The sequence below is a fragment of the Streptomyces sp. NPDC001902 genome, from assembly GCF_042891295.1.
Classification (GTDB): Bacteria; Actinomycetota; Actinomycetes; order Streptomycetales; family Streptomycetaceae; genus Actinacidiphila.
The window spans coordinates 231,126-252,454 of record NZ_JBIATA010000007.1 but is presented as its reverse complement, the minus strand read 5'-3'; the positions used below and the strand labels follow the sequence as shown (position 1 = coordinate 252,454).

17 protein-coding genes are annotated in these 21,329 nt (G+C 73.4%); 8 read left to right on the top strand and 9 right to left on the bottom strand.

Annotation, left to right across the window (positions count from 1 at the left end; translation table 11 throughout):
• Positions 1–15 precede the first annotated feature (15 nt).
• The gene (malQ, locus tag ACFYYN_RS15195; protein ID WP_500546152.1) at positions 16–2,100 is read right to left on the bottom strand and encodes a 4-alpha-glucanotransferase; all 2,085 of its coding nucleotides are present in this window, start codon (positions 2,098–2,100) and stop codon (positions 16–18) included.
• 414 nt (positions 2,101–2,514) lie between these two features.
• On the bottom strand, positions 2,515–3,939 hold the full coding sequence (locus ACFYYN_RS15190; RefSeq protein ID WP_500546151.1) for an amidase: 1,425 nt from the start codon (positions 3,937–3,939) through the stop codon (positions 2,515–2,517).
• A gap of 111 nt (positions 3,940–4,050) precedes the next feature.
• Between ACFYYN_RS15190 and ACFYYN_RS15185 the strand changes: the two genes are divergently transcribed.
• Genes ACFYYN_RS15185 through ACFYYN_RS15175 form a run of 3 tightly spaced genes read left to right on the top strand, consistent with a single transcriptional unit; the run spans position 4,051 to position 5,758 of the window.
• Complete coding sequence (locus tag ACFYYN_RS15185) at positions 4,051–4,575, top strand: sigma-70 family RNA polymerase sigma factor (protein ID WP_499516836.1); 525 nt, start codon at positions 4,051–4,053, stop codon at positions 4,573–4,575.
• A 2-nt stretch (positions 4,576–4,577) separates the two neighbouring features.
• Positions 4,578–5,279 (top strand): hypothetical protein, encoded by a 702-nt coding sequence (locus tag ACFYYN_RS15180; RefSeq protein ID WP_500546150.1) that lies wholly within the window; start codon positions 4,578–4,580, stop codon positions 5,277–5,279.
• Positions 5,280–5,293: 14 nt separating this feature from the next.
• A complete protein-coding gene (locus ACFYYN_RS15175; protein ID WP_500546148.1) occupies positions 5,294–5,758 on the top strand; it encodes a hypothetical protein in 465 nt (154 codons plus the stop codon).
• 61 nt (positions 5,759–5,819) lie between these two features.
• Here ACFYYN_RS15175 and ACFYYN_RS15170 read toward each other — a convergent pair whose 3' ends face one another.
• The gene (locus ACFYYN_RS15170; RefSeq protein WP_500546146.1) at positions 5,820–9,131 is read right to left on the bottom strand and encodes a S8 family serine peptidase; all 3,312 of its coding nucleotides are present in this window, start codon (positions 9,129–9,131) and stop codon (positions 5,820–5,822) included.
• Between the two features lie 405 nt (positions 9,132–9,536).
• Between ACFYYN_RS15170 and ACFYYN_RS15165 the strand changes: the two genes are divergently transcribed.
• The gene (locus ACFYYN_RS15165; RefSeq protein WP_500546145.1) at positions 9,537–11,276 is read left to right on the top strand and encodes a TIGR03767 family metallophosphoesterase; all 1,740 of its coding nucleotides are present in this window, start codon (positions 9,537–9,539) and stop codon (positions 11,274–11,276) included.
• A gap of 9 nt (positions 11,277–11,285) precedes the next feature.
• Here ACFYYN_RS15165 and ACFYYN_RS15160 read toward each other — a convergent pair whose 3' ends face one another.
• Together ACFYYN_RS15160 and pepN are read right to left on the bottom strand one after the other, a co-directional pair.
• Positions 11,286–12,260 carry a hypothetical protein gene (locus tag ACFYYN_RS15160; RefSeq protein WP_500546144.1) on the bottom strand — a complete coding sequence of 325 codons (975 nt, stop codon included), beginning with the start codon at positions 12,258–12,260 and terminating at the stop codon, positions 11,286–11,288.
• 245 nt (positions 12,261–12,505) lie between these two features.
• Positions 12,506–15,085 (bottom strand): aminopeptidase N, encoded by a 2,580-nt coding sequence (pepN, locus tag ACFYYN_RS15155; RefSeq protein WP_500546143.1) that lies wholly within the window; start codon positions 15,083–15,085, stop codon positions 12,506–12,508.
• A gap of 159 nt (positions 15,086–15,244) precedes the next feature.
• On the opposite strand from pepN, the gene ACFYYN_RS15150 reads away from it, so the two are divergent.
• Positions 15,245–15,886, top strand: a complete 642-nt coding sequence (locus ACFYYN_RS15150; protein WP_499511907.1) for a mycothiol-dependent nitroreductase Rv2466c family protein — start codon at positions 15,245–15,247, stop codon at positions 15,884–15,886.
• Positions 15,887–15,901: 15 nt separating this feature from the next.
• Here ACFYYN_RS15150 and ACFYYN_RS15145 read toward each other — a convergent pair whose 3' ends face one another.
• Positions 15,902–16,603 (bottom strand): HAD family hydrolase, encoded by a 702-nt coding sequence (locus ACFYYN_RS15145; RefSeq protein ID WP_500546142.1) that lies wholly within the window; start codon positions 16,601–16,603, stop codon positions 15,902–15,904.
• A gap of 53 nt (positions 16,604–16,656) precedes the next feature.
• Positions 16,657–17,586, bottom strand: a complete 930-nt coding sequence (locus ACFYYN_RS15140) for a carbohydrate kinase family protein (RefSeq protein WP_500546141.1) — start codon at positions 17,584–17,586, stop codon at positions 16,657–16,659.
• Positions 17,587–17,849: 263 nt separating this feature from the next.
• On the opposite strand from ACFYYN_RS15140, the gene ACFYYN_RS15135 reads away from it, so the two are divergent.
• A complete protein-coding gene (locus ACFYYN_RS15135) occupies positions 17,850–18,443 on the top strand; it encodes a biotin transporter BioY (RefSeq protein ID WP_500546140.1) in 594 nt (197 codons plus the stop codon).
• A 66-nt stretch (positions 18,444–18,509) separates the two neighbouring features.
• Here ACFYYN_RS15135 and ACFYYN_RS15130 read toward each other — a convergent pair whose 3' ends face one another.
• Positions 18,510–18,683 (bottom strand): LPXTG cell wall anchor domain-containing protein, encoded by a 174-nt coding sequence (locus ACFYYN_RS15130; protein ID WP_500546139.1) that lies wholly within the window; start codon positions 18,681–18,683, stop codon positions 18,510–18,512.
• Positions 18,684–18,685: 2 nt separating this feature from the next.
• Between ACFYYN_RS15130 and ACFYYN_RS15125 the strand changes: the two genes are divergently transcribed.
• On the top strand, positions 18,686–19,273 hold the full coding sequence (locus ACFYYN_RS15125; protein ID WP_500546138.1) for a serine/threonine kinase C-terminal domain-containing protein: 588 nt from the start codon (positions 18,686–18,688) through the stop codon (positions 19,271–19,273).
• Here ACFYYN_RS15125 and ACFYYN_RS15120 read toward each other — a convergent pair.
• Positions 19,237–20,700 carry an amino acid permease gene (locus ACFYYN_RS15120; RefSeq protein ID WP_500546137.1) on the bottom strand — a complete coding sequence of 488 codons (1,464 nt, stop codon included), beginning with the start codon at positions 20,698–20,700 and terminating at the stop codon, positions 19,237–19,239. The two genes, ACFYYN_RS15125 and ACFYYN_RS15120, sit on opposite strands and share 37 nt — an antisense overlap.
• Before the next feature lie 140 nt (positions 20,701–20,840).
• Here ACFYYN_RS15120 and ACFYYN_RS15115 point away from each other — a divergent pair, with 140 nt between their 5' ends.
• Positions 20,841–21,329 carry a ribose-5-phosphate isomerase gene (locus ACFYYN_RS15115; RefSeq protein ID WP_500322912.1) on the top strand — a complete coding sequence of 163 codons (489 nt, stop codon included), beginning with the start codon at positions 20,841–20,843 and terminating at the stop codon, positions 21,327–21,329.

The following is a 21,329-nucleotide window of genomic DNA, read 5'->3' as shown; positions in this document are numbered from 1 at the left end:
GCGTCCGGGGTGGTGTTACGGCCCGCCGGGCGCCGCCATCGCGGTCCGCACCTCGTGCGCCAGCGCGTGCAGCCGGGGCGAGGCGGTCAGCTGCTCCAGGGTGAGCGGCCGGCCTTCGGCGTCCGCCACCGGCAGCCGCCAGTTGGGGTACTGGTCCCAGGTGCCCGGCAGGTTCTGCGGACGGCGGTCGCCGACCCCGTCCGGCAGCCAGACGCCGACCATGCGGGCCGGCGTCCGCGCCAGGAAGCGGTGGACGGCCTTGACGACCGCCTCCTCGTCGCGGGTGCCCTCCGGCAGCATCCCCAGCCGGCCGAGCAGCGCGAGCCACTCCGCGACCTCCACGGCGTCCTCGGCCTGCTCCACCTCCAGCGGCCGGGTCAGCAGGCCCAGCCGGTGCCGCAGCCCGACGTGCTCCCCGGTCAGCCGGGCCGCCGTCGTCGGCAGGTCGTGGGTGGTCACCGTCGCCAGCGCGTCCGCCCGCCAGGCCGCGGGCGGCAGCGGACGGGCGTGCGCGCAGCCGTGCGCCCCCTCCCAGTCGCGCTCGAACCAGAGCACCGACGTGCCGAGGATGCCGCGGTCGGCCAGCTCCTCGCGGACGCCCGGCTCGACCGTGCCGAGGTCCTCCCCTATGACGACGGCACCGGCGCGCTGCGCCTCCAGCGCGAGGACGCCGAGCATCGCCTCGGCGTCGTAACGGACGTACGCGCCCCGCGTCGGCGGCTCGCCCTCGGGCACCCACCACAGGCGGAAGAGCCCCATCACATGGTCGATGCGCAGGCCCCCCGCGTGCCGCAGCACGTTGCGCAGCAGGTCGCGGTAGGGCGCGTACCCCGTGGCGGCCAGGGCGTCCGGGCGCCACGGCGGCAGGCCCCAGTCCTGGCCGTGGGCGTTGAAGGCGTCCGGCGGCGCGCCGACCGACATCCCGTGGGCGAGGGCGTCCTGCAGTGCCCAGGCGTCGGAACCGGAGGGGTGCACGCCGACCGCGAGGTCGTGGACGATGCCGACCGCCATGCCGGCGTCCCGTGCCGAACGCTGGGCCGCGGCCAGTTGCGCGTCCGTCAGCCAGGCCAGCCAGCAGTGGAAGTCGACCTGGTCCAGCCGCTCGCCGCGGAGCCGCGCGACCTGCCCCGAGCGCGGGTCGCGCAGCCCCGCCGGCCAGCCGCGCCACTGCGGGCCGTGCAGCTCGGCCAGCATCGACCAGGTGGCGTGGTCGTCCAGTGCCTGCCCCTGGTCCGCGAGGAAGTCGCAGTACGCGGCCCGCCGTCCCGGCGACAGCGGCACCTTGCGGACCAGCGCCAGCGCCTCGCGCTTCAGCTCCCACACCGCGTCACGGTCGATCAGGGCGTCCTTCAGCAGCACCGAGTCGCGTAGCACGGCCGCCTTGCGCAGCAGGTCCGCGGCCCGCTCGCGGTCGTCGGGGTCGAGGTAGGCGTACTCCGGGATCTCCTCCACCCGCAGGTACACCGGATCGGGGAAGCGCCGAGAGGACGGACGGTACGGCGACGGGTCCGTGGGATGCCCCGGCACGGCCACGTGCAACGGGTTGACCTGCAGGAAGCCCGCGTGCAGCGCCCGGCCCGTCCAGGCCGCGAGGTCCGCGAGGTCGCCGAGGTCGCCCATGCCCCAGGACCGCGAGGACAGTACGGAGTACAGCTGCGCCATGAAGCCCAGGACCCGCTCCGGGGGCCCGGGCAGCCGTTCCGGCGCCACGACGAGCTGCGCCTGCGCCGTGCGCCCGTCGGGGGCCTGCGCGCGCAGCACGTGCCGCCCCACGGGCAGCGGCGTGCCGCCGTCCCAGGTGGTCCCGACGCCGTCCTCCGTCGTCAGCCGCAGCGCGGTGCCCTCGGGCAGTTGGTGCCGGAGCGGACGTCCCCTGCGCATCACGACGCTGCGGGGGAGCAGCCGCCGCCCCGCACGGTGGTCGTGCTCCGCCAGCGCGTTCCGCACCGCCGCCGGGGTCGAGGCGTCGACGCCCAGCGCGGCCAGCACTGCCACGACCGTCCCGTCCGGCACGCGCACCTCGCGGTCCGGCGACGGACGGTAGGTGACGTCCACGCCGTGCAGCGCGGCGAGTCTGTCCCGGTCGGCGGCTTCGGTCATGGGATGCCCTCCTGGGGCGTCATCGCGGGTGCGCTTTCTCCGGACAGCCTCAGCCATACCCACTGCGTGGCCGCACAGTCGCATTCCGTGCACGTGCTCCCACCCAGGAGTGGCGGCACGTCGTGATCCCGGGTTGTGCCGCGAAGCCGCCCGCCCTCCCCCACCTCTTCCGCCGGTACCGGCCGTCATGCGCCCATACGACGGGAGGGGGTGTGGCGGGGTGCGCCCACGGGGGTCCCCCGGCCGAAGGCTGGGGGAGTGCGCCGGCGCGGCCCCGACTCAGGCACACGGTGCGAGGTCCGCACTGACCGACCGGGGCACTGGGCGGGCGGGCGGGAAACCCGCCCGCCGCAGGCGCAACGGCCGCACACGAACAACCGGCCCGTACCCGAACGGACCCCGGGCCGCCGCTGCTCACGTGGGCGGCACGTCGAACGCGCGTACCGTGCGGGCCCGCCAGGGGGAGGCGGCCTCCAGCTGGGCGGCGAGTGCGAGCAGGGGGCCCTCCTCGCCGTGCCGGGCGCCGAGCATCATGCCGATGGGCAACCCCGCCGGGGACCATGCCAGCGGCAGCGACACCGCGGGCAGCCCGGCGATGTTCCAGGGCGCGGTGAACGGCGTGAACGCCAGCTGCGCCGCGAAGTCGGCCTCCGGGTCGGCGTCGTCGCGCAGGGCGCCCACCGGGGCGGGGAGCTGCGCCAGCGTCGGGGTGAGCACCGCGTCGTACGGCTCGGCGGCCTCGGCCAGTTTGCGGCCCACGCCCTGCATCACCCCCAGCGTGCGGGCGTAGTCGAGGCCGCCCACGTCCTGCCCCTGGGCACGCAGCCAGCGGGTGAGCGGCAGCAGGTCCCGCTCCCGTTCCGGTGACACGGGCGTCAGCGCCGCCAGTACGGCCCACACCGGGGTGAAAGCGTCGCGGTCGCCGGGGGCGAGCGGCTGCGGCACGTCCACGACCTCGTGACCGAGCCCGGCCAGCAGCGCCGAGGTGCGTTCGTACGCCGCCAGCACCTGAGGGTCGACCCGTACGCCCGCGACGTCCGGCACCGCCCAGCGGGCGATCCGCAGCCGGCGCGGCTCCCGCTCGCACCACTGCAGGAACGACCGCTCCGGCGGCGGCAGCCGGAAGGGGTCTCCGGGCGCGGGCACCGCCAGCACGTCGAGCAGGGCGGCGGTGTCGCGGACCGTGCGCGCGATGGGCCCGTTGACGGCCAGTCCGCTCCCGTCGCCCCACGGCGCGGGGCTGACCCGGCCCCGGCTGGGCTTCAGCCCGACGACCCCGCAGCAGCTCGCCGGGATGCGGATCGAGCCGCCCCCGTCGCTGCCGTGCGCCGCCGCGGCGAGCCCGGCCGCCACGGCCGCGGCCGCGCCGCCGCTGCTGCCGCCTGCGCCGCGCGCGAGGTCGTACGGGGTACGGGCGGGCGGGCCCACGGCGCCCTCGGTGTAGGCGGGCAGCCCGAATTCGGGGGTGCTGGTCTTCCCCGTCAGGACGGTCCCCGCGTCCCGCAGCAGACGGACGAGGTGGGCGTCCTGGTCGGCGACCCGGTCGGCGAAGACCGCCGATCCGGAGGTGAAGCGCACCCCGGCGACCGGCGTCAGGTCCTTCACCGGCACCGGCACGCCGAGCAGCGGAGGCAGCCGCCCGCCCTCCTTGAGCACGCGTTCGGCGCGCCGCGCGTCGGCCAGGGCCCGTTCGGGCGTGACGGTCAGGTAGGCCCCGAGGGCGGGGTCGAGCCGCTCGATCCGGTCGAGGTAGTGGGCCGTCAGCTCCACGGGCGACAACGCACCCGCCCGGATGGCCGCGGCCTGCTCCAGCATCGTCAGTTCATGAGGGGCGGACACCCCGCCAGGTTAGGGCCTGCCCCGGGACCGGACGCGAGGTGAACGGTGAGGTGAACGTTTTCCGCCGCTGCTGCGTCATAGGGGAAATCGCGGAAGGGGAGGGGCGTGGCGCTGCTGAGACGGAGGTCCCGGCCGGGGGAGGGGGAGGACCCCCTCGCGCCGGAGCACCTCGATCGCGTACGGGCGGTCCTGGCCCTCGGCGGGGTGCCGGCGGGGGACCTGCAGGACGGGGTGCAGCAGGTGCGGCTGAAGCTGCTGGAGCACCGGGCAGGCGGCCGCGAGCCGCTGCGGGACCCGGGGGCGTGGGCGGCCGTCGCCGCCTCCAACGTGGCGATGGACTGGCACCGTTCGCGACGCCGTCAGCAGCGGCTCGGCGAACGCCTGGCGGCCCTGACGCCCCGGGATGAGGCCCGGCACGGCGGGGGAGAGGCGCACGTGCTGGCCCTGGCGGTCGCCGACGGCCTGCAGGAACTCCCGCCGCAGCAGCGGCAGGTGCTGACGCTGCGCTTCTACGCGGATCTGCCCGTGGCGCAGATCGCCACGGCGCTCGGTGTCCCGGAGGGCACGGTCAAGAGCCGTTTGCACGCCGCCGTCCGCGCGCTGCGCGGCCGGCTGCACACCAAGGAGGTGGTGTGACGATGAGCGGGAACGAGCACAGGGCAGACGCGGCGGATCAGACGGACGATGCGGACGAGGCACTGTCGGCCGCCCTCGCGGACGTGCCGCCGGAGGTGTCCGCCGACAGCGAGGCGTACCGGGCGTACGACGCCGCGCGCGCCGACGTGGCTCTGCTGCGCACGCAAGTGCGGCTGATCGGCGACGCCCTCGCCGCACGGCCCGCACCGGCCGTGGAACGACGCCCCCGCGGGCGCAGGGCGCTCGCGCTGTGCCTGGCCGCGGTCGTGGCGGGCGTGGTGGCGGTCACCGGGGGCGTCCTGGCGAGGAACGCGGCCGTGGGCGACCGCTCGGCGGCGGGCGACGCGAAGCCGACGCCGGAGGGCATCGTCGCCTGTGCGCGCGACATCGCCGAGGGCACCGTGCGCGAGGTGACGCCCACCGGGGGGCCGGGGGACCTGCGCGTGGTGATGGACGTCGACCGCCGCCTCAAGCCCGCCGTGGGCGACCCCCGGCTGACGTTCACGATCCACGTCGACGACGACCACGACGACGTGGCCCCGCCCCCTGGACCCGGCTCCCGGGTCCTGGCGATGGTCTCCGTCCTCCCCGGCGAGCCGGTGGACCTGTACGAGGGCGCCGCGGACATCGCCTCCGCCCGCGCCTGGATGGAGAAGGCACTTGCGGCCTCCCGGGGCCTGCCGTGCGAGAGCGACACCGGATGAGAGGGGTGAAGGACATGGGACGCAGGACGGGACCGGCCCTCACTGCGGCTGCGCTGCTCGCGCTCGCCGCACTCGCCGGCTGCGGGGCCGGCACCGGCGAGACCGGCTCCGAGTCGGTCCGCAGCACCGACGCGGAAGTGCTGGCCTGCACCGAACTCGTCGCCGAGGGGACGGTGCTGCGGGTGACGCCCGTGGAGGGACCGGACCGGGTGTCGGTGCGGATGGAGGTGGACCGCTACCTCAAGGGGGAGCGAGCAGACCGCCGGCTGACCTTCCCCGTCGACCGCGACGAGGAGGGGGAGCCCGAGATGGCCGTGGGGAGCCGGCTGCTCGTCAGCGTGATGCTGCGGCCCGCGGGCTACACCTTCGTCCGCCAGGGCGAGGACATCGCCCCTGCGCGGGAGTGGATGGAGCGGGCGCTGCCCCGATCGCGCACGCTGCGCTGCGGGGAGCAGGAGTACGAGTGGCGGCAGAGCTGAAGGGGCGGGCGCTCCGGGGAGCGCCCGCCCCTTCAGGCGGTGGTCAGGCCGTGGCCGCGGGTCAGCCCGCGTTGACCTTGTTGATCAGCACGCTGCCGGTGCCGGCGGCGGTGCCGTCGGCGTTGAGCAGCTGGACCTCGCCGAAGAACTGACGTCCCTCGGGAGCCGGGGCCGCGACCAGGACGTTCGCCGCGACGTTCGCGGAGGCGCCGTTGGCCAGCGGCACGGTCGCCGCCTCGTCCACGGACACCGAGCCCAGCGTCGTCGAGTAGAAGACGTCGCGGTAGTCGTACTCGGTGGTGCCGGCCGGGACCGAGTAGCCGTCCACCGTGATGGTGTACGTGCCGGCCGCCGGGTTGGCGATGCTCACGGCCTCCTCCGAGTCGCCGTCCGCGGACTGGCCGACCACCGCGCCGTTGAGGGACACGGTCAGGTCGAGGTCCGCGGAGGTGTCGGAGGTGCCGCCGATGGCGACGTCCAGCCGGGACGCGCCCGCGGGGACGACGACCGTGCTGGTGACGCTGTCACCGTCGGCGATCGTCTTGCGCGCCGCCGCGGCGGAGCCGAGCGCGCCGCCCTTCAGCTTGCCCTGCACCGGGGCGTAGCCGTTGGTGACCTTCCACGAGACCGGGGCGGCGGTGCCGACCGTGGCCTCCTCGACGGTCTGGACCTCGGGGTCGAAGGAGACGCCGAGCGCGGTCGCGGTCAGGTTGTACGGGTTGTTCAGCACCGGCGAGGTACGGCGCGCCTCGACCTCGATCTCCCACACGCCCGGGATCGGGTTGGCGTAGGAGCGCAGGTCGGGACGGCACCCGTTGGTGGTGGTGTAGTTCGGGTAGCAGAACGTCGTCGTGGTGTTGTCCGCCGGGACGCCCCACGGGGTGATCGCGATGAAGCGCGTCTGGCTGCCGGCGGCCAGGCCGCCCATCTTGACCTCGAGCGTCTTGGCGCCCTCGGGGACGGTCACGAAGTAGGACTTGGTGCCGTTGCGCTGCACCGAGCCCGACGCCTTGACCGCGAACGACGGCTTGGCCTGCGCGGAGGCCACGACCACGGTGTTGAGGATCTGCTGGTCGGTGCCGCGCGTCGAGGGGTCGTCGACCGTCAGGATCGCGCTGTGCAGGCCGGTGGAACCGGGCTTGGCCTTGACGCGCACGGTCACCGGCTTGTTCAGCGGCAGCTGCACGTCGTCGCCGTCGGCGAAGCGGAAGGTGCCGTCGTTGTTCACCCAGTCCAGGTCGTGCCGGACGGAGCGGTCCGGACCGGTGGTGCGGGTGATGGTGACGTCGTACGTCCTGCTTTGACCGGCCTTCAGGCCGCCCTCGCGGTCGTAGATGCCGGTGCCGTAGCCCGGGGTCGCCAGGAACTGCGACAGGGCCGTGGAGACCGGGGCCTTGACCGTGTAGGTGTGGGCGCCGGCACCGGCCCTGATCAGCCGCCAGGCGTCCTCGATGTCGATCAGGCCGGAGCCCTGGGCGTACGCCGGGACGTCCTTGATCTTGTGCGCCGTGCTGGTCAGCGCGGTGCGCAGGGCCGCCGGGGTCAGCGCGATGCGGGCCTGCTTGGCCGCGGACAGCAGCAGCGCGGAGGCGCCGGCCGCCTGCGGGGAGGCCATCGACGTGCCCTGCAGCATGGCGTAGCCGGGCGGCAGGGTGTAGCCGGCCTCGGCGACCGGGCCACCGGGCTCCCAGGTCGGGATGGTGTTGATGGAGGCACCCGGCGCGGAGATGATCGGCGCGAAGCCGCCGTCCTCACGCGGACCGCGCGAGGAGAAGGGCATCATGTCGTACGCCTTGGTCACCTGCGAGCCGTAGTTGGCCGCCCAGGTCTCCTTGGAGATGGTGGCTCCGACGCTCAGGACCTTGTCGGCCAGACCGGGGTCGCCGATGGTGTTGGCGCCGGGGCCGCTGTTGCCGGCCGAGATGACCAGCTGCACGCCGAAGTCGTCGATGAGGCGGGTGTACAGCTGCGCTCGGACGTTGTTGCCGTCGTTCAGCGCGGGCAGGCCGCCGATGGACATGTTGACGATGTCCACACCGCGGTTGACCACCAGGTCGATCATGCCCTCGGTCAGCGCCACGTTGGTGCAGCCGCCGGACCAGGTGCAGGCGCGCGACGAGACGATCTTCGCGCCCGGCGCCGCGCCGTTCATCTTGCCGCCGAACAGGCCGTTGGCGGAGGTGATGCCCGCGACGTGGGTGCCGTGCTCGGACTCGATGACGCCGATGTTGACGAAGTCGGCCTTCTTGCCGACCCAGGTGCCGCCGTACGGGTCCGTGGGGACGTCCTTGCGGACCTGCACCACGAAGGGGATCCGCTCGGAGATGGCGGTGGCGGGGTTGTCGGTGCCGAAGTAGCCGATCTGGAAGCCGTCCTTGTACGGCTTCATCTCGGTGTCGTCGGTGAAGTCCCCGTTGTCGTTCAGGTCGAGGCGGACGGTGCCCTTCGCCGGGTCGTACAGCACGCCCCAGTAGTCGTTGGTGTCGCCGTCGCGGTTGAGGTCACCGGCCATGTCGCCGCCGACGGTGGCGGACTCGAAGAAGACCGTGACCTGCTGCGTCGCCTCGGGGGCGGTCCAGGTGCGGCCCTGGTAGGTGACGCGCGGACCGTTGGTCATGCGGCGCCAGGTGGCGTCGCCGTCGGTGATCGGGTCGGTCGCGGTGACCCAGTCGACGATCTTGCGCTCGCCGGTCGTGGTCTTCTGCAGCGCCGGGTGGCCGAGGTCGACGCCCGAGTCGAGGATGCCGATGGTGACGCCGCGGCCGTCGGCCTTCGGGTTGTTTTTGACGAAGTCCACCGCGCCGGTCTCGAAGGCCGGCTGGTAGGGGTTCTTCGCCGGGGTCTTCGCGTCGGGACCCGGGTAGGTGGTGGAGCCGTGGCCGTGGCCGTGACCCTTCGAGGACCCCTTGCCGCCGTCGGCCGACGGGGACGGGTCGTCGAGGACGATCTCCTGCTTGAGGTCGATCGCCTGCACCGACGAGAGCTTCTGCGCCGCCGCGATCGCCGCGTCCGCCTTGCCCGTCGGGACCGTGGCGCGGACGTAGCCGAGGTTGTCGTAGGTCCGGTCCACCGACGCGCCCTTGAGCGCGCCGAGCTCGTCCGAGACCTGCTCGGTGGAGCCCTTCTTGGTGGCGATCATGAGGGTGACGTTCTTGTCGCCACCGGCTTTGGCCTCGGCGAGCAGTTCGGCGTCGGCCGTTCCGAGCTTGTCGTGCGCGGTCTTGACCGCCGCGTCCGCCGGGTCGCCGGTCGTGTCGGCGAAAGCGGTGGAGGCGGAGATTCCGGTCGTCGTCAGCGCGGCCACCAGGCCCGCCGCGAGCGCGACACGGACCACGCGTCTCTTCCCGCGTATGTGATCGAGAGACATGGGCATCCTGTTCAAGATTTGGGCGCCAGTTGACCGACACATTGCGCCATCCGCGGGGTTGTTGGGGAGTGCCGTAGATGGCGTAAGACCGACATGACGCGAATACGTCAAGAAGCCGGGACCCGTCACGGGGCGCGAAGCATCCCGAACCGGCCCATTGCGTCCGGCCGTCCGATGATCCGGGGCTCGCGACGGCGCGCGGCGCCGGGGCGGTCGGTGAACACCGGATGAGCGTCCGGCCGCCTGCGGACCGGCCGCCGGTGACCGGCGGGAGGACTGCTGATCCATGTCCGGAGATGGGTGCCGGACGTTCCGTTTCCGTTGCACCGCAGGCCATCCCGGGTGCCAACGATCCGGTGAGGAGCGGCACCGCGGTGCCGCCGCAGCCACCGTCAACCGGGGGAACCCGCCATGTCTGGTCCCGTGTCCGCTGCCGTCCTCAGCCGCCGCAACGTCCTGATCGCCTCGGGTACGACCGCCCTGGGTGCGGGGCTCGGTTTCGCCCTCGTCCCCGGTTCGGGCGACGCGAAGGCACAGCCGCCCGCCGAACCCGGCGCCGAACCCGCCCGCGGTGCCGCCCCGTCAGCACCGTCCGCTCCGGCCGCCGCCGAGCCCTTCACCGCCGGCACGACCCTCCAGTCCGTCGCCTCGCCGCGCGGCAGCGGGGGCTATCGCCGGCTCGGCGACGGCCCGGGGTGGCAGCGGGTCGTCCGCACCGAACTGGGCGCCGCCAAGAGCGGCCGGGCCGCGCGCCGTACGCCCCTGTCTTGTTTCGTGCACTTCACCGACCTGCACCTCACGGACGTGCAGAACCCGCAGCGTTACGAGTTCCTGCGCTCCGCCGCCTCCACGGGCTGGCGTCCCCAGGAGGCCCTCACCAACGCCGGCGCCGTCTCCCTGGTCGAGCGGGTCAACGCCCTGCGGCACGGGCCCGCCACCGGCACGCCCATCGGTTTCGTCATGACCACCGGCGACAACACCGACAACAACTCGCGGATCGAACTGGACTGGTTCCTCACGGTGATGAGCGGTGGCCGCTTCACCCCCGACTCCGGCGACCCGGGCCACTACGAGGGCGTCCAGGACTCCGGCCTGAAGGGTTTCTGGCAGCCGGACGCCGCCCTGCGCGACGTCGACAAGGCGCTCGGCTACCCCCGCCTGCCCGGTTTCCTGGCGGCCGCGGTCCGCGAGCTCAACAGCCCCGGGCTGAACGTCCCCTGGTACTCCACCATCGGCAACCACGACCAGCTGTACGGGGGTTCGTACGCCGCCTCGTCCTTCTTCCAGGACCTCGCGCTCGGCTCACGCAAGTTGTTCTCGCTGCCCCCGGCCGAGGCCGAAGCCGTCAACGCGTTCCTGCGCGAGGGGCCCGACCCCCAGGGCGCCCGCTTCCGCCAGGCCTGGAACCGCTACAAGTCCGGCGCCCGCACCGTCACCCCCGACGAACGCCGGGCACCGGTCACCCCGCGCGAGTACATCGCCGCCCACCTGGACCCGGCGCACGCCGGCGCGGGTCCCGTCGGCCACGGCTACACGACGGCCGAACTCGACTCCGGCCTGCTCCACTACACGTTCTGGATCTCCGGCGGCGTGCTCGGCGTCAGCCTCGACACCACCGACCGGGGCGGCGACTACCGCGGCTCCCTCGGCACGGCCCAGATGGACTGGCTGGACCGGACGCTCACCACGCACGCCGACGACACCGTCCTGGTCTTCAGCCACCACGCCAGCTGGTCGATGACCAACCTGGTCCGCGACCCCGCCCGCCCCAGCGAGCGGCGGCACGGTGGCGACGAGGTGCTCGCGCTGCTCCGCAGGCACCGCAACGTCGCCGCCTGGATCAACGGGCACAGCCACAAGAACAAGATCGTCCCGCACGGCACCTTCTGGGAGGTCTCCACCGCCTCCCACGTCGACCACCCGCAGCTGGCCCGGATCGTCGAGCTGACCGACAACCACGACGGCACGCTCTCGCTGCTCTGCACGCTCGTGGAGTCCGCGGCCCCCTACCGCACCGACTTCGCCGACCTGTCGCAGACCGGACTCGCCGCCCTCTACCGCGAGCTCGCGTTCAACTCCCCGGGAGCCCGCGCGACGCTCTCCGGCGAGCCGGGCGACCGCAACGTGGAGCTGCTGCTGAAGAAGCGCTGACCGCCGCGCTCACCGCGGGAGCACCACCACCCACGACGCGGGGTTGCGGTCGGCCGCGGCCATCAGGGCGGTACGGACGACGGTGGCCTGCTGCTCCAGGGACTCCCGCAGCTTGCGCGGCGTGATGTGCACGACCGAGATGCCGAGCCGCTCCAGGTGCTCGCGCTTGCGGGCGTACTCGCCCCACAGGGCGTCGTCCTCCTGCCGGGGCACGCGGGCGTCGAGCTCCACCGCGACCGCGTGCTCCGGCCAGTAGGCGTCCACGCCGCCCAGGTGCGGGCCGCCCGGCAGCCGCAGGTCGACGTTCCACAGCGGATCGGGCAGCCCGAAGCAGCGCACCATCGTGTACAGCCGGTTCTCGGCGATCGACCGGCCCTCGGCCACCAGTGCGTCGACAGCCTCCACCACGTGCGGCCGGGACAGCAGACGGGCCCGGCTCAGCTCCCCGACCAGCGCCGTCGCCTCGCAGTGGCCGCCGCGGACCGCCTCGGTCAGCACCTGGCGGACCGACCGGGCGTCGTCCAGCTCCTCCACCGCGTCCGCCAGCGCCCGGGGCAGCGGCGCGCACGGCATGCCCTGCACCTCCCGCGGCCGGGGCAGCGCGGTGGTGCGCACCAGCCCCACGTCGCCCACGGCGCGCAGCCTGCGCTGCCGGGTCACCAGCAGGTCGATCCGGTCCAGGCCGACCAGCGGCGGCACCGAGGAGAAGCGGTGCAGGGCGAGCGCCGCGAGGCCCGTGACCATCGCCTCGCGGCCCGCGTAGAGCAGCGCCGCCCGGACCCGCTCGTCGCCGGTGGGCCGCCCGCGGTGCAGGACGTACACCCGGGGCAGCACCTCCTGCCAGGGGCCGCCGGGGCGGCAGCGCTCGGCCAGCGTCTCGGGGGTGACGCCGTGCTCCCGCAACTGCCGGGCCGACAGCACCGTCGGCCGGGTACGGGAGAGGTGGTCGAGGGGGCGGGGGCTGAGGGGGATGTTGTGGTTCATGCCGGGTGGATTCCCGCATCCCTCAGGGAGCCTAACGGCTGTTACCGTACCGTCGACAAATGCGGACATCCCCGCACTAAAGTTCAGACGTTCGGTTGCCGAGCGGCATTTTTCACCTATCCGAGTGACCGGCCTTGCCTCACCTGCCCTCGGCCCTGGCGATGCTGCCGCACCACCGGGGCCGGGCGGTACCCCACGTACGCCAATGGGGTGACCGGTCACCTGTTCCCTTCCGGGAGGGGGCCTCAGACCGCCCCCGCCGCCGCGTCCCGCTCCTGGGCCCGCAGCGCCCGGGCGAGGTCGTCACGGCACTCGGCGACCAGCCGGCGCAGCGCCGGCGGCGCGTCCGCGTGCCCGCCCAGCCAGGCGTCGGCGGCGTCGAGGGTGGCGGGCCGGTCCTGGTGGTGCGGGAAGAGCCCGCGGACGACGGCCATGCCGATCTCGATCGAGCGCTCCTTCCAGACCCTCCCGATCACGTCGAAGTAGCGGTCCGCGTAGGGGGCGAGCAGCTCGCGCTGGCCCGCCTGGTCGAAGCCCGCGATGGTGGCCTCGACGAGCGCGTTGGACAGCGCGTCGGACTCCACGACCGACGCCCAGCACTGCTCCTTGACGGCCACGGAGGGCCGCGCCGCCAGGCAGCGCACCTGGTGCCGCTTGCCCGAGGCGGTGTCGTCGCGGGCGAGCTCCGCCGCGACGGCGGCCTCGTCGGCCGCGCCGCCGGCGGCCAGCGCTTCCAGGAAGGTCCAGCGCAGCTCCTGGTCCACCTCGAGCCCGTCGATCTTCCCGGTGCCGTCGAGCAGCCCGCGCAGCACGTCCGCCCCGGCGTCCCCGGAGGCGACGGCCGCGTAGAAGCGGGCCCAGGCCAGCTGGTGGCCGCTGCCCGGGGCCGCCGCGCGCAGCTCGCGCAGCGCGCCGTCCGCCAGCTCCCGCCCGCCCTGCGCGCGCCAGGCGGGTGCCGCGTAGTCGTTCAGGGCCGTACGGGCCTGCATGTGCAGCCCCTGCAGGACGCCGATGTCGGTCTCGGCGCCGGCGAAGCGCAGCACCAGGCCGAGGTAGTCGCGGGCGGGCATCAGGCCGTCGCGGGTCATGTTCCACACCGCGGACCACGCCAGGGCGCGGGCCATGGGGTCGGTGAGCGAGCCCAGGTGCTCCCGGACCGTGGCCAGGGAGTCCTCGTCGAAGCGGATCTTGCAGTAGGTCAGGTCGTCGTCGTTGACCAGCACCAGGTCGGGCCGCTCCGCCCCGGCCAGCTCGCCCACCACCGTGCGCGGGCCCGCGACGTCGGTCTCGGCGCGCGCGTAGCGCTCCACGGTGCCGTCCGCGGTGTGCCGGTAGAGCCCCACCACGACCCGGTGCGGGCGCAGCTCGGGGTGCGAGGGCGCGGCCTCCTGCACCACGGCCAGCTCGGCGATCCGCCCGTCGGCGTCGTACGTCACCTGCGGGGTCAGCGAGTTGACGCCCGCGGTCTGCAGCCAGGACCGGGACCACCCGGCCATGTCGCGCCCCGAGGTCTCGGCCAGCACCGACAGCAGGTCGCCCAGCTCGGTGTTGCCGTAGGCGTGGCGCTGGAAGTAGCGGCGCGCGCCCTCCAGGAAGGCGTCCCGTCCGACGTAGGCGACCAGTTGCTTGAGCACGCTGGCGCCCTTGGCGTAGGTGATGCCGTCGAAGTTGAGCTTGGCGTCCTCCAGGTCGCGGATGTCGGCCGTGACCGGGTGGGTGGAGGGCAGCTGGTCGGCGCGGTAGGCCCAGGCCTTGCGGCGGTTGGCGAAGGTGATCCAGCCCTCCTTGTAGCGGGTGGCCTCCACCAGCGAGAACGCGCCCATGAAGTCGGCGAAGGACTCCTTCAGCCACAGGTCGTCCCACCACCGCATGGTGACCAGGTCGCCGAACCACATGTGCGCCATCTCGTGCAGGATGACGTTCGCCCGGCCCTCGTAGGACGCCTGGGTGACCTTGCCGCGGAAGACGTACTCCTCGCGGAAGGTGACCAGCCCCGGGTTCTCCATCGCGCCGATGTTGTACTCGGGCACGAAGGCCTGGTCGTACTTCCCGAAGGGGTACGGGTAGCCGAAGTGGTCGTGGAAGAAGTCCAGGCCCTGCTTGGTGACGGTGAAGATCTCCTCGGCGTCGAAGTGACGGGCGAGGCCCTTGCGGCACAGCGCCCCCAGCGGGATCTCCAGCTCGGAACCGTCCGGCAGCGCGCGCCGGTAGGTGTCGTGGACCATGTGGTACGGCCCGGCGACGACGGCCGTGATGTACGTGGAGATCGGGCGGGTCGGCGCGAAGTGCCGGGTCTCGCCGCCGTCGCGGACCTCGGTGACACGCTCGTTGCCCAGCACCACCCAGGACTCGGGCGCCGTGACGGAGAAGGTGAACGGCGCCTTCAGGTCGGGCTGCTCGAAGTCGGCGAAGACCCGGCGGGCGTCGGCGGGCTCGTACTGCGTGTAGAGGTAGACCTCGCCGTCCTCGGGGTCGGTGAAGCGGTGCATGCCCTCGCCCGTCCGGCTGTAGGCGCACTGCGCGTCCACGACCAGGACGTTCTCGGCGGCCAGGTCGTCCAGCGCGATTCGCGTCCCGTCGAAGACCACCGCGGGGTCCAGTTCCCGGCCGTTGAGCGTCACCGACGTGACGGAGGGCGCCAGCAGGTCCGCGAAGCTGGACGCGCCGGGCTCCGTGCAGCGGAACCTGACGGTGGTCACGGACCGGAACGTCGGCTCCTGCGGACGCAGCGCCGACCGCAGGTCGAGGGCGACCTCGTAACCGTCCACGGCCAGCAGCCGTGCCCGCTCTCGGGCCTCGTCACGCGTGAGGTTCTCACCGGGCACGGGGTCTCCATCCTTCGCACGCCGTCGTGGGATCTGTCTTGTGGACGCCACGCATCTTCGCACGTCGGCCCGACGGCGGCGCACGGGAATGGGGATGGCACCGAGGGCGTTGCGCGTTGCGGAGCGCGTGTCACCGCATCATGCCCAGAGGAGAGAACCGTGACCGAGACCACGACCACCCCCACCCCGGTGGACTTCTGGTTCGACCCCGCCTGCCCTTGGGCGTGGATGACCTCACGCTGGATGCTGGAGGTGGAGAAGGTGCGCCCCGTCGAGGTGCGCTGGCACGTGATGAGCCTCGCGGTGCTCAACGAGAACCGTGACGAGCTGCCCGAGCAGTACCGGGAGTTCCTGACCACGGCCTGGGGCCCGGTCCGCGTCTGCATCGCCGCCGAGCAGAAGTACGGCAGCAAGGTGCTCGGCCCCCTCTACACCGCGCTGGGCACGCGTATCCACAACCAGGGCCTGGGACACAAGGACCACGACGTCATCGTCGCCGCCCTGGAGGAGGCGGGCCTGCCCGCCGACCTCGCCGACTTCGCCCGCAGCGACGCCTACGACGAGGAGCTGCGCGCCTCCCACCAGGAGGGCATCTCCAAGGTCGGCCAGGACGTCGGCACCCCGGTCATCGCGGTGCCCGGCGCCGACGGCGAGCAGATCGCCTTCTTCGGTCCGGTCGTCACCCCGGCGCCCAAGGGCGAGGCCGCGGCCCGCCTGTGGGACGGCACCCTGCTCGTCGCGTCGACCCCCGGCTTCTACGAGATCAAGCGGACCCGCGACCAGGGCCCCGTCTTCGACTGAGGCTGCCGGTCCGGTTCAAAAGTGCCGGAGCAGTTCGGGGAAGGCCGTCAGCCGCAGCACCCGCCCGTCGGCCGGGTCGAGCTCGGACTGCTCCAGCACCCAGGTGTTCTCGTTGGGGATGAACACCGCGCTCATCCCCGCCTCGCGCGCGGGCAGGATGTCCGACTTCGGGGAGTTCCCGATCATCCAGCTCCTGCCCGGCGCGTAGCCGTACTCCGCCAGCAGGGCGCGGTAGGTGTCCGCGGCCTTCTCCGGCACGATGTGCACCCCGCGGAAGCGGTCGGCCAGCCCCGAGGCGGCCACCTTGCGCGCCTGCTCATCCTCGTCACCCTTGGTGAGCAGCAGCAGCTCGTGGCGGGTGCCCAGCTCCTCCAGCGTGCTCGCCACGCCGGGCATCAGCTCCACCCGGTGCTCCACGAAGGCCACCGCCAGCTCGTCCACCCGCCGGAGCTCGGCCTGCGTGACGGGCCGCTCCCGCAGCCGCTCCAGGAGCTCGCCGAGGCTGCGCAGGAAGACCTTGCTGCCGTAGCCGTGGACGACCGCGTTCGCCGCCTCGATCTCGTTGAGCAGCGCCCTGATCTGCGCGCGGTCCAGGACGGGATGGTCCACCCAGTCCAGGAAGTCCTCTATCACCCGCTCGAAGACCACGTTGTTCTCCCACAACGTGTCGTCCGCGTCGAAGACCAGTACCTGTCCGGTCAGCTGTGCCTCGTCCATCCCGCGAGCGTATCCAGCACCTGCCGCCGGGGCCGCGCATTTTCCGCGCGGCGCTACGCGTGCCGTCCGGCGAGGGCCGCGTCCAGCTCCGCGCGGGACGGCGGATCGGCGCCCACCCGCGTGCAGTTGAGCGCCGCGGCCGTGACGCAGCGCTCCAGTACCGCGGCGAGCTCCTCCCGGGAGGCCGGGACGCCCTCGCCGGCGATGGCGTCGAGCAGCGCCGCCTGGAAGGCGTCGCCCGCGCCGATGGTGTCGACGACGTCGACCTCGGGCGCGGCCACCCGTACCAGGGCGCCGTCGGTCACCGCGAACGCGCCGTCCGGACCCAGCGTGACGACCGCGAGCCGCGGCCCCTCGGCGAGCAGCGCCCGGGCGGCCTCCTCCGGGGCGAGCCGCGGGAAGAGCCAGGCCAGGTCGGCGTCACTGGCCTTGACCACGTCCGTGACCCCGGCCAGCCGCAGGCACGCCCGGCGGTAGGCGAGCCGGTCGGGCTGGACGGCCGGCCGCACGTTGAGGTCGGCGACGACGGTGCGCCCCGGCAGGGCGTGCAGGTCGCGGCAGAGTTCCAGCACCCGCGTCGCACCCGGTTCGACCACCGCGGCGAGCGAACCGGTGTGCAGCACCGCGGTGTCCGCGGGCAGCGGCAGCCGCTCCGGGTCCCACGCGGCCAGGAAGTCGTAGGAGGCGGAGCCGTCCCGGTCCAGGTAGGCCATCGCCAGTGTGGTGCGCCCGGCCGGGCTCGTGGCGCGGACGACCTCGACCCCGGTGGACTCCAGGTGCGCCCGCACCAGCTCGCCGGGCGGGTCGTCGCCCCACGTGGTGACCAGGGTGGTGCGCCGCCCGAGCCGGTGCAGGCCGACCGCGACGTTGGCCGGGCTGCCGCCCGGCACGGGGGTGACCTGCCGCTCCCCGGAACGCCACAGCAGGTCGACGAGGACCTCGCCGACGACGCCGACGCGGGAGGGGGAGGACGGAGCGCTCATGCGGGCAGCATAGGAGGCCGTCGTACGGGCCCCGGAGCGGTGTCGGAGCGGTGCCGGACCCGGCCGGTGGCGCCGCTCCGGCGGCGATTGGAGAAACCCCACTAAGGCCCGGGTGACGAAGCTCACGCCCGGCGCCGCATCCTTGTAGGAAGCCGACCAACGCCGTGATCAGGCCTTTGTGATCGGCGGACGATGATCGGCGGGGGCGACGCGGGTTAACGTCACGGTGTCCCGAACCGACCCTCACCCCGCGGAGTCACCCGATGGCCAGCGCAGTTCCCGCCGCTTCCGCCGTACGGACCCACCCGGTCCTCGCCGACCTCATCCCCGCTTCGCGGTTGCGCGACGTGGCCCTCGTCACCGGTGGCGCCGTACTGACCGGTCTGGCCGCGCAGTTGTCGGTCCCGGTCCCCGGGTCGCCGGTGCCCGTGACGGGCCAGACCTTCGCCGCGCTGCTGGTGGGCACCGCCCTCGGGGCTCGCCGCGGCTTCCTGGCGCTCGCGCTGTACGCGGTCGCCGGTGTCGCCGGCGTGCCGTGGTTCGCGGAGGGTTCGTCGGGCGCGGCGGCGCCGAGCTTCGGTTACATCCTCGGCATGGCGCTGGCGTCGGCGCTCGTGGGCGCGCTGGCCCGGCGGGGCGCGGACCGCAGCGTGTGGCGGATGGCCGGCGTCATGGTGGCCGGCAGCGCCGTCACCTACGCCGTGGGCGTCCCCTACCTCGCGCTGGCCGCGCACCTGACGCTGGGCCAGGCCGTGGCGCTGGGCCTGACCCCGTACCTGATCGGAGACGCGGTGAAGGCCGCCCTCGCCATGGGCGCGCTGCCCGCCGCCTGGAAGCTGGTCGGCCGGCGCGGCTGACCCGCCACGACCTGCGGCGCACCCGGGTGGGGGCGGGGCGAAGGCCCCGCCCCCACCCGTTCTCCGTCAGTGCCGCGGTACCGGCCCGCGCCGGGTCAGCCACAGGCCCGCGCCGCCCGCGGCCAGCAACAGGCCGCCGCCCAGCAGGAGGACGGCCGTGCGGCCGGGAGCGCCGGTGTCCGGCAGCGTGCCGGGCGCGGAGGGACTGGCGCTCGCGGAGGTGTCGGGGCCGAAGGGCACGGGTGGCCCTGCTGACCGCCGCGGGAGCGGCCGCCGCGGCCGTCGCCGTCACCGTCGTCCTGCTCACCGCGCCGCGCACCGGCCATCGCGAGGGCCCCGTGGTCGCGGGCACCAGCCGTCCCCCGTCCACCGGAGCCACCTCGTCCACGGGCACGTCCACCGGCGCGCCCGCCCCCGGGGAGCGCAACGAGACCGGCTTCGCCTGGGAGCCGCCGCGGGGCTGGACGCGCAGCGCCAAGAGCCCTTCCAACGTCCACTACCACGCCCCGGACGGACAGCAGGAGATCGCCGCCTCGTACGCACTCGCACGGGGCGGCGATCTCCTGGAGCAGTGGCGCGCCTTCGAGGCCGGTTCCCACGACGTGCCCGGCTACCGGAAGACCCGGCTGGAGCGGACGTCGTTCCGCGGTCGTCCCGCCGTCGTGTGGGAGTACGCCTTCACCCAGGCCGGCGCGCCCTGGCGGGCACGGCAGCTCGGCTTCACCGAGGGGGGCAAGTCGTACCAGCTGAACGTCTGGTACGCGGCTTCGGCCGGGTCCGCCGCGCTGGCCGCCTACGACCGGGTGGGGGAGTCCTTCCGGCCCTTGTGAAGCAGTTGGCGCACCACCGCGACGGCGACCACGCCGAGCCCCACCAGCACCGAGACGACCACCTGGTCCCGGCCGCCGCCGTCGGCGGTGTCGGTGAGCATGTAGCCGAGCACGAACACGATCATCGCGATCGTCGCCCAGGTCAGGTACGGGTACAGCCACATCCGCACCCGCAACCGCTCCGGGGCCTCCTTCAGGATGATCTTCCGCATGCGCAGCTGCGAGAAGCAGATCACCAGCCACACGAACAGCGCGATCGCACCGGAGGCGTTGAGCAGGAAGAGGAAGACGGTGTCGGGGTACTTGTAGTTGAAGAAGACCGCGACGAAGCCGAAGACGACCGAGCCCAGGATCGCCGCCTGCGGCACGCCGCGCCTGGTGGTGCGGGCGAACGCCTTGGGCGCGTCACCGCGCCGGCCCAGCGAGAAGGCCATGCGCGAGGCCGTGTAGAGGCCGGAGTTGAGGCAGGACAGCACGGCCGTGAGCACGATCACGTTCATGATCTGTCCGGCGTGCGCGATGCCGATCGAGTTCAGCGCGGCGACGTAGGAGCCGTCCTTGGTGATCGACGGGTCGTTCCACGGCAGCAGCGACACCACGATGAAGATCGAGCCGAGGTAGAAGACGCCGATCCGCCAGATCACGCTGTTGGTGGCCTTGGTGACCGCGCGCTCGGGGTCGGCGGACTCGCCGGCGGCCAGTGTGACGATCTCGCTGCCCATGAAGGAGAACACGACCAGCAGCACACCGGTGAGGATCTTGCCGGGGCCGTTGGGGAGGAAGCCGCCGTGCGCGGTGAGGTTGCCCAGCCCCGCGGCGTCGTCGTGGCTGCCGGGCAGCACACCGAGGACCGCGAGCGCGCCGAGCACGATGAAGCCGGCGATGGCCACGACCTTGATCCCGGCGAACCAGAACTCGAACTCGCCGTAGGAGGCCACCGAGGCCAGGTTGGTCGCGGTGAGCACGACCATCACGATCAGCGCCCAGCCCCACTGCGGCACGGCCGGGACCCAGCCCTCCAGGATCTTGGCCCCGGCGGTCGCCTCGACCGCCAGCACCACGACCCAGAAGAACCAGTACAGCCAGCCGATGGAGAAGCCGGCCCAGCGGCCCAGCGCGCGGTCGGCGTAGGCGGAGAAGGAGCCGGAGGTGGGGTTCGCGGCCGCCATCTCGCCCAGCATGCGCATGACGAAGACGACCATGGTGCCGACGAGGGCGTACGACAGGAGGATGCCGGGACCGGCGGCGGCGATGCCGGACGCGGAGCCGACGAAGAGGCCGGCGCCGATCACGCCGCCGATCGCGATCATCGACAGGTGGCGGTTCTTGAGCCCGGCCTTCAGGCCCGAGCCGTCCTGCGGTTCCGTCGTGGCCTCGTGGGCCGCAGCGGTGGAGCCGGCCACTGGGGTGGGGGGACGTGTACTCATGGGGTGGCATGAAACACGGCCCGGCGCGGCCGGGGAACCTTTGATTCCGTTTTGTTGTCTTATCCTCAAGCCACCCTCAAATCCCCCTCACGCAGCACCCACGGCATGTCGCCCAGCGTGCCCGTGCGACACTCGTCCGTATGCGCGTGTACCTCGGTTCCGACCATGCCGGCTTTGAACTCAAGAACCACCTCGTGGAGTGGCTCGAGGCCAACGGGCACGAGCCCGTCGACTGCGGCCCGCACATCTACGACGCCCAGGACGACTACCCGCCGTTCTGCCTGCGCGCCGCGGAGCGCACCGCCGCGGACCCCGGCTCCCTCGGCATCGTGATCGGCGGCTCGGGCAACGGCGAGGCCATCGCGGCCAACAAGGTCAAGGGCGTCCGGGCCGCGCTCGCCTGGAGCCAGGAGACCGCGACCCTCGGCCGCGAGCACAACGACGCCAACGTCATCAGCGTCGGCGCCCGCATGCACACCACCGACGAGGCCACCAAGTTCGTCGAGGTCTTCCTCGGCACGCCCTACTCGGGTGAGCCGCGCCACACCCGCCGCATCGACATGCTCACCGCGTACGAGACCACCGGCGAGCTGCCCCCGATCCCGCCGCACCACCCGCAGGAGGGCTGA